The sequence below is a fragment of the Candidatus Omnitrophota bacterium genome (assembly GCA_028715415.1).
Classification (GTDB): Bacteria; Omnitrophota; Gorgyraeia; order Gygaellales; family Profunditerraquicolaceae; genus JAQURX01.
On the sequence record JAQURX010000009.1, the window covers coordinates 19,595 to 35,529 of the forward strand.

Annotated in this window: 17 protein-coding genes; all 17 read right to left on the minus strand. The window is 39.9% G+C overall.

Features of this window, described 5'->3' with window-relative positions:
- Nucleotides 1-68: 68 nt before the first annotated feature.
- Entirely contained in the window at nucleotides 69-545 is a 477-nt protein-coding gene (locus tag PHO70_05030) for an NAD(P)H-dependent oxidoreductase (GenBank protein ID MDD5432334.1), read from the minus strand.
- Between the two features lie 20 nt (nucleotides 546-565).
- Nucleotides 566-799 carry a hypothetical protein gene (locus PHO70_05035; protein MDD5432335.1) on the minus strand — a complete coding sequence of 78 codons (234 nt, stop codon included), beginning with the start codon at nucleotides 797-799 and terminating at the stop codon, nucleotides 566-568.
- A 14-nt stretch (nucleotides 800-813) separates the two neighbouring features.
- The gene (gene pgeF / locus PHO70_05040; GenBank protein MDD5432336.1) at nucleotides 814-1,524 is read right to left on the minus strand and encodes a peptidoglycan editing factor PgeF; all 711 of its coding nucleotides are present in this window, start codon (nucleotides 1,522-1,524) and stop codon (nucleotides 814-816) included.
- Nucleotides 1,517-1,735 (minus strand): DUF167 domain-containing protein, encoded by a 219-nt coding sequence (locus tag PHO70_05045; protein ID MDD5432337.1) that lies wholly within the window; start codon nucleotides 1,733-1,735, stop codon nucleotides 1,517-1,519. Before PHO70_05045 ends, pgeF begins: the two co-directional genes overlap by 8 nt.
- Complete coding sequence (locus tag PHO70_05050; protein ID MDD5432338.1) at nucleotides 1,732-2,037, minus strand: hypothetical protein; 306 nt, start codon at nucleotides 2,035-2,037, stop codon at nucleotides 1,732-1,734. Before PHO70_05050 ends, PHO70_05045 begins: the two co-directional genes overlap by 4 nt.
- Nucleotides 2,030-3,016, minus strand: a complete 987-nt coding sequence (locus PHO70_05055; protein ID MDD5432339.1) for a DNA recombination protein RmuC — start codon at nucleotides 3,014-3,016, stop codon at nucleotides 2,030-2,032. Before PHO70_05055 ends, PHO70_05050 begins: the two co-directional genes overlap by 8 nt.
- A 30-nt stretch (nucleotides 3,017-3,046) precedes the next feature.
- Nucleotides 3,047-3,766, minus strand: coding sequence for an ATP-binding protein (locus PHO70_05060; GenBank protein MDD5432340.1), 720 nt, complete (start codon nucleotides 3,764-3,766; stop codon nucleotides 3,047-3,049).
- Between the two features lie 525 nt (nucleotides 3,767-4,291).
- Entirely contained in the window at nucleotides 4,292-6,121 is a 1,830-nt protein-coding gene (malQ, locus tag PHO70_05065) for a 4-alpha-glucanotransferase (protein MDD5432341.1), read from the minus strand.
- Between the two features lie 8 nt (nucleotides 6,122-6,129).
- Entirely contained in the window at nucleotides 6,130-6,939 is an 810-nt protein-coding gene (locus PHO70_05070; GenBank protein MDD5432342.1) for a prepilin peptidase, read from the minus strand.
- On the minus strand, nucleotides 6,936-7,787 hold the full coding sequence (locus tag PHO70_05075) for a shikimate dehydrogenase (GenBank protein MDD5432343.1): 852 nt from the start codon (nucleotides 7,785-7,787) through the stop codon (nucleotides 6,936-6,938). Before PHO70_05075 ends, PHO70_05070 begins: the two co-directional genes overlap by 4 nt.
- A complete protein-coding gene (locus tag PHO70_05080) occupies nucleotides 7,784-8,233 on the minus strand; it encodes a hypothetical protein (protein ID MDD5432344.1) in 450 nt (149 codons plus the stop codon). Before PHO70_05080 ends, PHO70_05075 begins: the two co-directional genes overlap by 4 nt.
- Entirely contained in the window at nucleotides 8,223-9,725 is a 1,503-nt protein-coding gene (locus PHO70_05085; GenBank protein MDD5432345.1) for a 2-isopropylmalate synthase, read from the minus strand. Before PHO70_05085 ends, PHO70_05080 begins: the two co-directional genes overlap by 11 nt.
- 42 nt (nucleotides 9,726-9,767) lie before the next feature.
- Nucleotides 9,768-10,760, minus strand: coding sequence for a ketol-acid reductoisomerase (gene ilvC / locus PHO70_05090; protein ID MDD5432346.1), 993 nt, complete (start codon nucleotides 10,758-10,760; stop codon nucleotides 9,768-9,770).
- A 16-nt stretch (nucleotides 10,761-10,776) separates the two neighbouring features.
- The gene (gene ilvN, locus PHO70_05095; GenBank protein MDD5432347.1) at nucleotides 10,777-11,250 is read right to left on the minus strand and encodes an acetolactate synthase small subunit; all 474 of its coding nucleotides are present in this window, start codon (nucleotides 11,248-11,250) and stop codon (nucleotides 10,777-10,779) included.
- A complete protein-coding gene (gene ilvB / locus PHO70_05100; protein ID MDD5432348.1) occupies nucleotides 11,250-12,917 on the minus strand; it encodes a biosynthetic-type acetolactate synthase large subunit in 1,668 nt (555 codons plus the stop codon). Before ilvB ends, ilvN begins: the two co-directional genes overlap by 1 nt.
- Nucleotides 12,914-14,566 (minus strand): dihydroxy-acid dehydratase, encoded by a 1,653-nt coding sequence (ilvD, locus tag PHO70_05105; GenBank protein ID MDD5432349.1) that lies wholly within the window; start codon nucleotides 14,564-14,566, stop codon nucleotides 12,914-12,916. Before ilvD ends, ilvB begins: the two co-directional genes overlap by 4 nt.
- Nucleotides 14,567-14,589: 23 nt before the next feature.
- Nucleotides 14,590-15,915 (minus strand): class II fructose-bisphosphate aldolase, encoded by a 1,326-nt coding sequence (locus PHO70_05110; protein MDD5432350.1) that lies wholly within the window; start codon nucleotides 15,913-15,915, stop codon nucleotides 14,590-14,592.
- Between the last annotated feature and the right edge of the window lie 20 nt (nucleotides 15,916-15,935).

The window sequence follows — 15,935 nt, forward strand, 5'->3', positions numbered from 1 at the left end:
CCGGGCGCAGTGGGCGAGCACGGTGGGGTGGATCGGCGGCAGGACCCGCTGGAAAAATTTACACGAAATTACTTACAAAGCTTTTTTACTAACTGCGCTGTTCTTTCTCCAAGCCTAATACATTCTTTTGTGCTTCTTGAGTCGGGTGAACCTATCGCAACAGGACCGTAATGATCTCCCTGGGAATCCCCAAGAATAACCATCCCATGGATTAACATTGCCTTTAAAATATCCAAAACGGTTGTCTCATTGCCGCCTCCGACATTTGCGCTTGAGGAAAAAGCAGCTCCGATTTTTCCTTCTAACTTTCCATGAATTTTAACCGTATCATCAAAAAGCTTTTTTATTTCAGCTGACATTGTCCCATAATAGGTAGGCGAACCGATGATTATCCCCTCAACTTTCAATAATTCATCGACTGCTACGCCTGACACATCTTTAATTACTGCTTCAACCCCTTCTTTTTTAATTCCTTCAACTACTAACTCAGCCATCTTCTTTGTATTTCCTGAGCGAGAGTAATAAATTACCAGTATTTTTGCCATAACCATTCCCTCCCTTAGCTTTATTCTTCGTTAATTTTAATTTCCTTAATCCTGCCAAATTGAGAACAGACATCAAATATCAATGTCGGATCAAGAGTTTTTGCTGTTACCTTAAAATTACAGCTTTTTGTGAATTCCTCATTCTTAATCTCGCTTACCTCTAACTCTTCCGCGAATTCTTTAAGAGAATTTCCCACTGTTTCCTGCGTTGATCCGTAGGTAGTCAAAATAAATTCTAAAGAATATTTTCCCACATTAGCCTCTCTGACTATTTTAACATTATTACTGAAAGCATTCTTGCGCTCTTATCGCGTTCTTTGCGATAAGAAAAATATTCATTATTCCGGCAAGAAGTACAGATCCCAGAATCAAAAATATTGCCAGAGCTTAATCCTGCGGCCAAGAGCTGTTCTTTATTAGCCTTAATTAAATCAAAATAAAAACGCCCATCTCTTTCAATCAAAGCCCCTCCAAAATCCTTTCCTACCTCATAGCAACAATTTCTTATTGCGGGGCTAAAGCTTGCAGAAAGATTCTTTGGCTGCGCATCAAACTTCTCTTGCATTAATCTAATAGTTTCTAATACTATGTTTTCTTTGGTGCTTTTCCATCCGGCGTGTACAATCCCTACTGAAGGCCTGGACGAATCAAACAAAGAAACACACAAACAATCCGCAGTAAATATTGCTAAAGGTAACTTCTTGATATCGGTAATAAAAGCATCCGTATCGGGGATTGATGAATCGTAGGTTAAAGCTCCCTTTCCCCTATCTTCTTCAGTTACATAGACAACTTTATTTGAATGGATTTGTTTAGCGCAAACTAAATCTCTATAATCAATGCCTAATGTTTCTAAAAAACCTTTTCGGTTATCAAGCGAATGCTCTATGTTTTGATAAAATAACGACGTATTCCCGTGTTGCCTGTTACTTGTTGCGCAAACTAAGATTTGATTCTCTAAAAGAGGGGCATTAACCATTGATTTCAACTAGCTTTTCCCTGCTGGTAAGCCCTTTAATTATTTTAATATTATATTTCTTAATTTTGAAGTGCTCAGACAATAACTCAATAAGTTTATGGTTTGCAAGCCCTTCCTGCGCTGGTTTAGTAAGATAAACTTTTAATTTATCGCCTTCTTCCTTGACCAGGTTCCTGCTTGCCCGGGGGATGACGCGGACACTTATAATCATTTTCTTGCAGCAGTGCGGTATGCATCAAGTATGCTATATATCCCTGCCATTGCACAAATAGTTAAACCAAGCAAAAACAAAACAACACCAGTAACTAGAATTTTTAAACCCAGAATCTTTCCCAAAAGAAGAAACGCAATAAGAATACTGCCGGAAACCAAAAACATAATACCAATAGCAGAAATCATCATAATCAAAATACCTTTAAAGATTTGCCCATTATAAATCTGCCCTAAGCCGCTAAATATAAAAGAGAGAACTGCTACTAATCCGGGGTTTGTCCTTATGTTTTCATTACACATTTTCTTTAACCTCCTCTTTTGACTCAATCTGCTTTCTCTCAACCGTTGATATGATTTTATCGCTTAGCTGGGTAAGCTTAGTCCTTGCGTCATTATATTTCTTTGCTGCGTTGGTTAAATGACCGCCTACCAGGTCAAAATCTTCCTGAAATTTATTAATATCAACGCGCAGGCTCCCAAGCTCTGAGAATATTTTCTGAATATCGCGCTGGATATTTATTCCGCGCAAACCGTAAAGAATAGCCTGCAAATACGCGTAGAAAGTATTTGGAGAAACAAAAACTACCTTTTTAGATTTTGAATATATGCTAAGCTCTTCATCCTTAGAAATATGATAGTAGACAGCTTCTGCCGGGATATACATAAGCGCAAAATCAAACGTCCCTTCATCCGGAAGGATATATTTTGAGGCTACTTCATCAATGCGGTTTTTTACATCACGCAAAAATACCCGGTTCGTTAGCTTACGCTCCTCATCAGTAACAGCATCTTGAAACTTACGAAAATTTTCCAAAGGGAATTTTGCATCAATTGAAATAATGTTTTTCCCTATGATAATGGCAGCATCCACAATATCGCCGCTTTTAAATCTATGCTGGAGCTTTATGTTTTCTTTAGGCAGGATATCTTCTAGTAATTTACCAAGCAGAGTCTCCCCCATCTCACCTCTAAATTTAGGGGCGCGCAAAAGATCCTGCAAGCTGGTTATATCTTTGCTAATTTCGTAAATCTGCTTGTGGGTTTCTTCAAGGCGGCCTAAACTTTTTTGCACATCACCAAAAACTTTTGTCGCAGAGTCCAGCCTTTCGCCGACTGTGCGATTCGCAACTGCCAAGGCGTCAGAGGTATCTTTCAGCCTCTGATTAAGCTGGTTATTCATAGAGCTAAGCTGTGAATTCACTTGCTGGGAAATCTTCATCACAAGGAATACAACTACAGTTAGCCCTAAAGCAAATATTACCACAATTATCCAAATCATGGGCTTATTATACCACCGAGCTAATCGTTCTTAAAGCAAATAATCTTTCTTTATGCGCTTAATTGACCGGAAGATGTTTTTCTTTACATCGGGGCAGACTTTTTGCAGGTCAGCGATAATACGGGCTATCTTTGTGCGGCTTGAAGTGTGGTAATTCGGGCAGATGCAGTCAAAAGTAGAAATCTTTGCGTCTTCTATAAATCGCCTTACCTGGCGCTCTTCAACATAGGCAAGCGGACGGATTAAGGTAATTTTTCCTTTAAATAATTCCTGCTTTGGCGCCATTGCGGAAATTTCACCCTGAAAAAATAAGTTTAAGAGAATAGTCTGGATAATGTCGTCAAAATGATGCCCCAAGGCAATCTTATTAAAACCAAATTTATCTGCCTGCTCAAATAAAGCCTTTCTTCTATTCCATGAGCACCAAAAACAGTTTATATCTTTCTTCTTAGTCTTTTTCAAGACATCAACTTTTTCAATATGATATTTAACGCCGATTTTCTTAAAATATTTCTCAAGCGCCTTTGCACAGGACTTAGGATAACCCTGGTCTATATGCAGCGCCATTAAATCATACTTAACCGGGACAAAGCTCATCCTATCCTGCATCACTTTTAACAGTGTCAGACTGTCTTTGCCACCGGAGACAGCAACAGCAATCTTATCGCCATCCTGGATCATATCATAATCCCCGATAGCCTTGCCTATTTTATTAGAAATATAATATTCCGAACCTTTAATGTTTGACATAGTGGTTAATTATACTCTCCAAACTCAAAATTCTCAATTATTATCTCTTTGCGTCTGCCTTTGCTTGCTTCTCGCAGGGACGTTCGCCAGCCCCAGCGTGGCTGGCTCACTCTCGAAAATTCTCGCTCTGCCTACATTCTATTTAGCGGGGCAACCTTGCCCGCTCGAATTTCCGGAAGCCCTGCTGCGAACCAAGCAAAGGCATCCGCTAAATCTCTTGCAATACCAAACAAAAACCCCAAGCGTTTTTAGTGCTTGGAGTAGTAAAAACCAGAACCGTCCCTATTATTTTTAAATGAATCTGGCGGCTTTTCGAGCGAATGTCGATTTTAGGCAAAGCAGCTTGAGCATTGAGGGAATCCCGATGCCGCGACCGACAGGGCGCGGCAATATCGGGATGGCGATGCTGTTCGAGCGCCGAGTGAGAGCACGAGGCGCGAGTTCAGCAGCCACCGAAATGCGAAAGACCTTTGGCGGCCCCGAAGGGGCAAAATCTACCTTGAGCGAGAAAAGACGGCAGATTCATTAAACCCTATTCGAATCAACAACCATCTTCTTGATTTCGCCGGTAACGTGGTGCCGGAGCAAATCATCCAATGAAATCGGAAGGCGCATGGACCAGTTTTTATTGCTGATAATTCCCGGAGTATTAATCCTGTATTGGTAGGGGTCGCCCTTAAAGATTCCCGCAATACTTAGCCAGTCTGTAATTAACTGGATACAAAATATTGCCTGGGATTCTAAGGTAAAGTTTAAAGCAGCATAAATTAATTCATTACCGGCATCTTCCTGCATCTTTCCCGGCATCTCTAAAATGCTCCAGAGCTTTTCTTTCTCCTGATAAGTATCAAGATATAAACTTATAAAATCCCCCACCTTCTCTCTCGGCTTAGCTAGTACATGCAAAAGCGCATCTACTGAATCAATGCTATCAAGCCAGCGCAGCCTTCCATGACAAGATAGATTTAAATCAAAAAGATTATCCCTTGCATAACTAAAATCAATCCCTCTGTCATTACATTTTCTTACGAATAATGCTTCATCAACTGTGCCTGCCTCATATTTCCACCAAGCTGACCAGTTTGTCGTATCATGCGTTGAAAGCATGGCAACTGAAAGCGCCCTGTAGTCTTGCGGCATAAGAAAATCGTGTTTAACACTCCAATCCTTTACCCAGCGCTGCACATCATTTCCGGGAATTCCTAATTCTTTCAATGTGTCAGTGCAACACTTTGGTATTGTCCCTAAATCTTCGGCGCACAAAGCCATCTTGCTTGAATCGAGCATCACATTTAGAATCTTCTTGCCCTGCCCGCACCATTTACTCTCATCACTCGGGTCAAAAGATCCATGCAAACCCTGATTTTCTTTTGGATCATTATAAGGAATACTCCAAATCCTAAATAAACCAACCACGTGGTCAATCCTTAAAATGTCATAAAAATTCTCAGCGTATTTTAACCTTTCTTTAAGATACCTAAAACCATCCTGTTCAATCTTTTCCCAATTATAAGTCGGCATCCCCCAACGCTGGCCCTTTGCGCAATACATATCAGGCGGAGCGCCTGCTGCAAAATCAAGCTTAAAAAAATGCGGCTGCTGCCAGACATCAGCGCTGTCGCGGGAAACCAAGATCGGGAGGTCGCCCTTTATAAGAATATTCTTTAAGGCAGCATAATCTTTTAAATCCTGGAATTGCTCAAAAAGAATCCACTGCAGCCACATCTGAAAAGTAATTTCTTTTTCATGGGCTTTATAAAAACTATCCAACGACTCTTTATTCCTATCTCTGTAACCCGGATCCCAATCATACCAAGCGCTTTCGCCGTGACTACTCTTTAATGCTTTATAAAGCGCGAAATCAAAAAGCCAATAGGAATTTGCTTCCTGAAATTTATTAAATTTCACGGCATCCATAACTCCATTTATAGAAAAAATCTCCCAGAGTAAATCTAATTTCTCCTTCTTTACCCCGTAATCTACATTGGAAGTTGTGGAAGGAAAATTTTTTGAAAGTGCATCTATTCTCGCAAGGATTGTTTTATTTTTAGGAAGGAATTTATCCTTAAGGCAAATATACGAAGGCTCCAAAGCAAAGGAGCTTACCGAATCATAAGGGCAGAATACTCCCCCTAACTCATTCATCGGCAAGAGTTGAATAATTGAATTACCGGATTTAGCTGCCCAGTCAACTAGGAGCTTTAAATCATTAAGGTCGCCAATGCCTTGGCTTTGTTTTGAACAAAGCGAGAAAATCGGGGCTACAACTCCCACTCTCTTACTTAAACCAATCTTCTTCCACTTTTCCTGTGATTTTGTGGCAAGAAGATACTCATATTTAGTCTCTTGCGTCATCTTTTAAATTAGTGCATAAAAAACGTAGCAATTATTTTATCTGCGTAGAATATTGAAATGACTGCCGCTATTGACAAAAATGGGCCATAAGGAATAGTATGGTCTTTTTTTAACAAAAGATTATAGACGCCAATTATTATCCCTAAGAAAGGCGCTAAGAAGAAGGTAATCAAAGCTAATTTCCATCCAAGGAAAGCGCCGATCATCGCTAAAAGCTTCACATCTCCCCCGCCCATAGACTCTGTTTCACCCTGAATAGGGGGTTTCTTTAAAAGCTTAAAATAGACTACGTCAAAAAGAAAACCGGTTAAATAAATAATACCGCCTCCTATAATAATACCCAAAAGAGAATTACGCAGGGGCGCCCAACTCCAAGTAAGTGGCGCAAGCGAAAAACCTTTAACCGAACTTAATATAAAACCGATAATTATCCCTCCGACAGAGATTTCATCAGGGATTATACGGTGTTTTATATCTACGAATGTCGCGATAATCAAAGCACAGACAAAGATTGAATAAAAAAAGAACTCATAACTTAAGCCATGGATATTATAAAAAGTTAAAAAGGTTGCAGCACTTAGCAGCTCTACTAATGGATAACGCAAAGAAATTCTCTTTTTGCAAAACCGGCATTTGCCGCCTAAAAACAAGAAGCTTAAGAATGGGATATTATCGTACCCGGGGATTCTCTTCTTGCACTGAGGGCAATGCGAACGCGGCCAAACAACCGATTCACCAAGCGGCATACGATGGATACATACATTTAAGAAGCTTCCGATAATTGAGCCAAAAAGGAAAACAACTATTTTTGCTATCATAATTTCTTAACTCCTTCTTCTAAAGCTGCTCTCATTATTTCGACTGGGGCCTTGCCTTCAGTCCAAATCTCAAAAGCAGCTACTCCTTGGTATAAAAGCATCCCTAACCCGTTAGAAAATCTTGCGCCCTTTTCCTTAGCAAGCTTTAATAATTTTGTTTCTTTAGGATTATAGATTACATCGTAAACCAATAAATCTTTATGGATAAGCTCCTCTCTAACAAGACAAGGATCATTCTCCCTCATCCCTATAGGTGTCGTATTAACCAATAAATCACATTCCTTTATGCCAAGGCTATCTATCGAAGAAGCTGAATTTATCTTAATTGCCTTAAAATTATTTCTTAGTTGGCTGACTAAAGCGTCCATTTTTTTACTGTCAATATCAAAGATTGAAATCGATTTTACTTTTGCATTTGCCAAAGAAACTGTAACTGCCTTTGCTGCGCCTCCTGCGCCGATAATACAAACCGATTTTCCTTGAGGAGAGAACTTTAAGTCTTTTGTAAGATGCATAATAAATCCCGGGGCATCAGTATTAAAGCCTGCTAATTTATTTCCTGAAACTTTGATTGTATTGACCGCACCAATTAATTTTGCTTCATCGGACAACAAACTTAAGAAAGGGATTATTTGTTCCTTATAAGGCACAGTAATATTAAGCCCGGAAATATTGATCTTGTTTAACTCCGAGATAAATTTTTTTATTTCTTCCGGTTTTAGTTCAAATAATTGATATTCTGCATTTATTTTTAATGCCTTAAAAGCGGCATTATGCATGGCAGGAGACAAGCTGTGTTTTACAGGATTTCCTATTAATCCGTAAATTTGTTTATCTTGCGGGGTCATTTTTTAAAGATGACTTGGTATAAACTACTCCAATGAGAATCTTGGTACATAAGAAAAGGCTGTGGATAGAGTGAAATTAATTCACTGGTTATTTCATCTTCGGTTAACTGCCTCATTTTATTGGGAAGCCCCGGCTTACCTGCGGGCTCTTTAGGAAATAAACCGTACATCAAATTCCAAAACTGGCTCCATTCTTCTCTTGTAAAATCAGTAAATGGTTCTCCGAAATAGGATTGCAACTCGGATTCCCTTTCACTAAATGCTACCGGTCGTTTTCTTTCAAGGTTTGGATTTGCTTTCGCAAAAAAATTATCAAAATTAATTTTCGCTTTCTCAAGGCTAAATCCGCCCTTATCTTTTAAAACTCCTTGAAATTTAAAGATTAAAAAAAGGGAAACAAAACCAAAAATAAGAAAAAGCTTTATTCCAATTTTTTTAGACAGCATATTTATTGACTGCGTTTAGGTAAGCCAAAATAGAAGCCTCAATTATATCGGTACTTGACCCTCTGCCAGAGAATTCTTTATTCTTTATTTTAACACGGAGATTTACCTCGCCGATTGCGTCTTTTCCTCTTGTAACTGCTTCAAGTCGGTAATCAAGCAACTCTCCTTTTATTCCGGCAATTTTATCAGCAGCCTTAAAACAAGCATCCACCGGACCGTCTCCAGAAGAAGAGCCTTCCATAATCTTGCCTTTTTTCTTTAGCTTTACTATTGCCTGAGGAGAAAGGTCGGTACCGGAGTCAACACGGAAGCTATTTAATTGCCAAAGAGGCTTTATTACTCTAATCTCCTCTTCAACTATTGTAATTAAATCGTCATCAAATATATTCTTCTTTTTATCAGCTAGCAGTTTAAAACGTTCAAAGGCCCGTTCAAGCTGAGTATCGGAAAGCTTAAAACCAAGAGCCTTTAATCTCTCGTTAAACGCATGCCTTCCGGAATGTTTCCCTAAAACCAAGCCTTCTCCATAGAAACCAACGTCTTCCGGACGGATAATTTCATAAGTAGAGCGTTCTTTAAGGACTCCATCCTGATGTATACCTGATTCATGCCGAAAAGCATTTGTTCCGACGATTGCCTTGTTAGGGGCGATAACAAAACCTGTAAGCTTGCTAACCAAACGCGAAGTCTTATAAATTTCTTTTTTATTTATGTTCGTAGTCAGGCCAGAAAAGATATCTTTGCGGGTTGCAATTGCCATTACAATCTCTTCCATGGAAGCATTTCCCGCGCGCTCTCCTATCCCATTAACCGTGCATTCAACCTGGCGCGCCCCATTCTTTATTGCCTCCAAAGAATTTGCAACCCCTAACCCTAAATCATTATGGCAATGCACTGAAATAACCGCATTGTCAATATTCGGGACATTCTCTTTTATCGCAGAAATCAATGAGCCGTATTCCTGAGGCTCAGTGTATCCAACAGTATCAGGGATATTAACCGTTGTCGCTCCGGCAGCAATAACAGCCTCCACAACCTTAAAAAGAAATTCTCTTTCCGTGCGGGAAGCGTCTTCCGGAGAAAACTCTACATCAAAACATTTTTTCTTTGCGTATTTAACAGAATTGATAGCAAGGCGCAAAATCTCATCCTCGGCCTTCTTCAACTTATACTTCATATGTATCTTAGAAGTTGCCAAGAAAACATGCACACGCGGATGCCTGGCGTATTTAACCGCCTGACAGGCTGCGTCTATATCACTATTAATGGCTCTTGCCAAACCGCAAATAATAGAACCCTTAATTGATTTTGCAACTGCCTTAACCGCCTCAAAATCTCCTTTTGAAGAAATGGGAAAACCTGCCTCAATTACATCTACTCCAAGGCTTGCGAGCGCATATGCAATTTCCAGCTTCTCCGCTTGGTTAAGGGACGCACCCGGGGCTTGTTCTCCGTCGCGAAGCGTCGTATCAAATATTAATATTTTTTCCATAGTTTATCCTGCAACCTGAAACCTGAAACTTGAAACTTATAATTACTTCTTCATCCATGGCATCATTTCACGAAGTTGCTTTCCAACCTTCTCAATCAGATGCTCATCGCCTGCTTTAATTAATTTATTAAAATTCGGCCTGCCTTCTTCATTTTCCTTAATCCACTCTTTGGCGAATTTGCCGGATTTAATTTCTTTTAATATCTTTTTCATTTCTTTGCGGGTTCTTTCGGTAATTATTCTTGGGCCGCGGCTTAAATCTCCATAACAAGCTGTGTTTGAAACTCCACGCCTCATCCCGGAAATCCCTCTTTCCTGGATTAAGTCAGTAATTAGTTTTAACTCATGCAAAACTTCAAAATAAGCGATCTCCGGCTGATAACCTGCTTCAATCAAAGTATCAAAACCTGCCTTGATTAATTCAGAGGCTCCTCCGCAAAGAACAGCCTGCTCGCCAAACAAATCAGTTTCAGTTTCTTCTTCAAATGTTGTTTCAATTACTCCCGCTGTAGTTGCTTTAATGCCTTTTGCATAAGCTAAAGCAATGTCAAGCGCTTTGCCGCTTGCATTCTGATAAACTGCAACTAGTGAAGGAACTCCTTTGCCCTCTTCATACATTTTACGCACCAATGCACCGGGTCCTTTAGGAGCAACCATAAAAACATCTACGTTTTTCGGAGGTTTAATCTGTTTAAAACGAATATTAAACCCGTGCGAAAAACAAAGTGCTTTACCTTTTTTCAAATTTGGCTTGATGCTTTCATTATAAACCTTAGCCTGAACATGATCCTGGGTTAAAATCTGGATAATGTCGGCTGCAGCAGCTGCCTCAGTTGCTGATACCGGTTTAAAACCATCCTTAATTGCCTGCTCAAAATTCGGAGTTCCGGGCATTTCAGAAACAATTACATTAAGGCCTGAATCACGTAAGCACAAACTTTGTCCCCGGCCTTGAATTCCATAACCAATAATTGCAATTTTCTTATCTTTTAATAAATTCAAATCCGCATCCTTGTCATAATAAATCTTTGCCATTTTTGTCTCTCCTTTTTTATCTTTCTATCGCAATCTTACCAGTTCTAATTAATTCCTTAACACCAAATTTCGCTACTACAGTTAAAAGTGCTTGAATTTGTTCCTGCTCGCCAACTGCTTCAATAATCGCAACATTATTTTTAAATTGGATTACTTTAGCGATATATTTTTTTAAAACAGCTTCCAATTTAGCCTTATCCTTCTGGGCACAGTTTACTTTAGCCAACACAAGCTCTCTCTCCACATGTTCTTTCTTGGTAAAATCCGTTATTGTGATAACATCAATAAGTTTATTTAACTGCTTTTTAATCTGCTCTAAAATCTGCTCATCTTTAGTGTCAACTACTATGGTCATATAAGAAATTGACGGATCAAGCGTTTCGCTGACTGCCAAAGAAGAAATATTATATCCTCGAGCGCTAAATAAACCTGAAATCCTGGCAAGGACTCCAAACTTATTCTCAACTAAAACCGAAATTGTATGTTTCATTATGCTAACCCCTCTAACATCTTATTGATTGCTTCGCCTGCCGGAACCATCGGAAACACATTCTCTTCAGGCTCAACATGAAAATCAACGAAAACAGTATTTTCTATTTTAAGCATTTTCTCTAAAGCAGCTCGCACGTCTTCTTTTTTAGTTACACGCATCCCAACTGCATTATAACTCTCTGCTAATTTTACAAAATCAGGGCTCGTGATACACACGCCAGAATAACGTCTCTTATAAAAGAGCTCCTGCCACTGCCGCACCATTCCTAAATAACCGTTGTTCAAAATAACCACCTTTACATTTATCTTATTACACACACAAGTAGCGAGCTCCTGGATATTCATCTGGATTGAACCGTCCCCCGCTATATCAATAACTTGCTTTTCCGGGCATCCAATCTTTGCTCCCATTGCAGCAGGAAAACCAAAACCCATTGTGCCTAATCCCCCGCTTGAGAGAAAAGTGCGTGGCTTAATATATTTATACCATTGCGCTGCCCACATCTGGTTTTGCCCGACTTCAGTTGTAATAATTGCGTCTCCCTTGGTCAAATCCCAAAGTTGTTCAATAACATACTGCGGCTTAATAATACCCGCGCTATCTTTATATTTAAGAGGGAATTTTTTCTTCCAACCATCTATTGTCTTAAGCCAAGCTGAAGTATCGGCTTTCTTCTTTATCTCTTCTAATAATTCTCCAAGGATATTTTTAGCATCTCCTACAATCGGGATGTCCACCCGGATATTCTTGCTTATAGAGGATGGGTCAATATCAATATGGATTACTTTTGCTCCAGGCGCGAATGTATCAGTTCTACCGGTAACGCGGTCATCAAAACGAGCACCAACTGCGATAATTAAATCAGCCTCGGTAATTGCATGATTTGCATAGGCTGTCCCATGCATACCAAGCATACCCAAAGACAACTCGTTTGTCGCCGGAAAACATCCAATACCCATTAAAGTCCAGGTTACCGGGGCTTGAATCTTTTCTGCTAAAGCCTTTAATTCCCGATGAGCACCCGAAGTAATTATCCCGCCACCTGCATAAATTACAGGCTTTTTTGCGTTAACAATAAATTTAGCTGCTTTTTTAATTTGACCGGGATGCCCAAAAAGCGTTGGCTTATAACCTTTAATTTCTACTTCCTCGGGCCAGATAAATTCCGTATCCTGAAGCTGCACATCAGAAGGAATATCAATTAAAACCGGGCCGGGCCTGCCAGTTGAAGCAATCAAAAAAGCTTCCCGTACAGTCCTTGCCAAATCCTTAATATCTTTAACTAAATAATTGTGCTTTGTAATCGGGCGTGTTATACCTGTAACATCAGCCTCCTGAAAAGCGTCATTACCGATAAGAAAGCTTTTAACTTGGCCCGTAATTGCCACCATTGGGATTGAATCCATATAAGCATTGGCAATACCAGTAGTAAGATTAGTTGCTCCGGGCCCGCTGGTTGCAAGGCAAACTCCAGTTTTTCCGGTTGCGCGAGAATAGCCATCAGCAGCATGCGCTGCACCTTGCTCATGGCGCACCAGGATAAACTTAATATCTGAATCATAAAGCTTATCAAACAAAGGCAAAACCTGTCCGCCCGGGTAACCAAAAATCACCTCAACGCCTTCACGCTTCAAACACTCAATTAATATTTGTGCACCTGTCATTTTAATACCGCACCTTTATCCGCTGAAGAAACTAATCTTGAATAACGCGCCAAATATCCTTTTTTAATCTTTGGCTCAATCGGTTTCCAAGCCTTTAATCTTTTTTGAATTTCTGTATTCGTCAATTTTACGTCTATTTTTCTATTCGTAATATCAATTGTGATTATATCACCGTCTTTTAATATAGCAATGGGCCCGCCCGATTTTGCCTCAGGAGAAACATGCCCTATACAAGGGCCTTTTGTCCCTCCAGAGAAGCGTCCATCAGTAATTAAAGCAACTGAATCAGTCAACCCCATACCAACAATTGCTGAAGTAGGCGCTAACATCTCACGCATACCAGGCCCTCCTGCTGGGCCTTCATAGCGGATAACTATAACCTCGCCGCCTTTGATTTTCCCATTAAGGATTGCCTGCATTGCTTCTTCTTCCTGATTAAACACAACGGCTTTGCCAGTAAACTTCATCATCTTTGCATTCACTGCTGCCTGCTTTACGATTGCGCCATCAGGAGCAATATTACCAAATAAAATCGCAAGCCCGCCTTCTTTATGATATGCTTTGTTAAACGGACGAATCACATCTTCATCATAAATTTCCGCAGAATCCGCGATATCATATACTTTTTTACCGCTTAATGTTAATGTATTATTTAATTTGCTCTTTAACCTCTTAAGAACAGCGGGAATCCCTCCTGCATATTCCAAGTCTTCCATATAATGAGCTCCCACCGGCTCTAAAGAAGTGATATGCGGGGTAGTTTTGCCGATTTTATCAAATGATTTTAAATCAAAATCTACTCCTGCCTCATGGGCAATAGCCATTAAATGCAAGACTGTATTACTTGAGCCACCTAATGCCATATCAACTACAATTGCATTCTCTATAGATTGCTTGGTAATAATATCAAGCGGCTTAATATCTTTTTTCACCAATTCAACAATGCGTTCTCCGCTTGCCTGTGCAATCCTGCGCTTTTTTGCAGAGGCTGCTAAAGCAGTGCCGCATCCGGGTAATGACATACCCATAGTTTCGGTTAAACATGCCATGGTATTTGCTGTATATAACCCCTGGCAAGAACCAGCGCCCGGACATGCTTCCTGCTCAAGACAAACTACTTCTTCCGGAGAAATCTTACCTTGTTTTGCCAAGGCAACAGCTTCAAAAGTATCATGCACAAAAGCAAGCTTTCTTTGTTTGTAGCGTCCTGAAAGCATTGGTCCTGCAGTAACAATAATCGCTGGAATATTTAAGCGCGCAACACCCATAAGCATACCGGGAGTAATTTTATCGCAATTAGTAAGACAAACTATGCCGTCTAATTGATGCGCATTACAGACTGTTTCAATTGTATCAGCAACAATTTCACGAAGAGCCAGAGGATAACACATCCCCAAATGCCCCATAGCAAGCCCGTCGCAGATACCAGGCACACCAAACAGAAAAGGTACGCCTCCGCCATAGCAAACGCCGCGTTCAATAAAACGCTCAAGGTCCCGCATACCAACATGGCCGGGAATCAAATCAGTAAAAGATGTAGCAATCCCAATAAATGGCCTATCTAAATCTTTTCTTGATAAACCGGTTGCATGCAATAATGCGCGATGCGGAATCCTCTCAACACCTTTTTTAATTTTATCTGAACGCATATTAAATCTCCTTGTGGATAAAACTAATCAGCACCTTCTCCGTCATGAACTACCCCGGAATCTTCAATAGGCTTACGCACAATAACGCGTTTTAAAACTGTATATTTATCAACCAATTCTTTATTATTAACATTGTTCAATTGCTTAAATAGAAAATCAAACTTCGCCTCTATCTGGGCAGCAATCTTTCCACGCACATCATTAGGCAAACTCATTATGTCTTTCTTGAATTGCCCAAGTGCTTTTTTACGTGCCTTATAGAAAAACTGCTCATCGCTTTCGCCTTCTTTTCTTTCTGAGGCAGCATTTATCTTTAACCAATCATACATTTTTGCTTTCAGGTCTTTAGGAAAATATTCACTATCAAGCATCATATTCTGAAAACCTGTTGCTAAATGCACTTCTGCAGCATCAGATTCTGAGAATTTATGGAATGCTTCGTCCGGCAAAGTTGAAGCGCCATGCTGAACTGCACCGGCTAAGCCATATTCTTTTTTCGCAAGTTCAGAAATTGTCTTTAATGTATTAAAATCAAGCGCAACAGTAGCTATTGAGCCATCAGGTAAGACTACTCCGCCATGTGAAGTACCTGTTTGAATGCTGATCTTGCTTATCCCGATTCTTCCTTTACGTAATTTTTCTTTAAACCCGTCCATAAATGCGCGCAAATCTTCGGGAGTTGAATTCTGATGCCCTACTTCACCGATTTCACCGCCGACTGAAACCTCAATCCCTCGCGGCTGGATCTGGCGGATAAATTGAGTAAGCTTTGCACAAATTTCATAATTAAGTAGCTGCTGCTTTTTAATATCGGTCTTTGACAAATCTACTACAGTTGAAGAATCAATATCAATGTTATAAAACCCTGCTTCAACAGCGTCTTTAATTAATGCTTTTAAAGCCTCCAATTCCTTCTCCGGGTCTTCCTTATATTTCTTTGCATTAACCTGAGTGTGGTCCGCCTGAATAAAAACAGGGCCCTTGTGCCCTTCTTTAAGAGCTGCTGCCAGCACAACTGCAGAATATTCCTGAGGAATCTGGTTGGTATAGCCCATTTCAGACTTGGCAATTTCAAAAATAAATGCACTAGTGTTATTCTTCTTACCTGTTCTAAATAAAGCGCGTGCCAAATCATAAGTCATACTTCTTAAATTTATCGCAGGCACTGTAAACCCGCTAAATTCACCCTTACCTCTTGCCATATAAAATTCATGGATACTCGCCGGATAAACTCCATTTTTATAAGCGATATCAAGTATTTTCTTTGATAATGCTTTCTTCTTCGCAACATCATCAGTCATTATTAAATCCATTGCTATTTTTTCTACATCCAAAGGCCTTCTCCCCATCTTAAATCTACCTCCCCTTT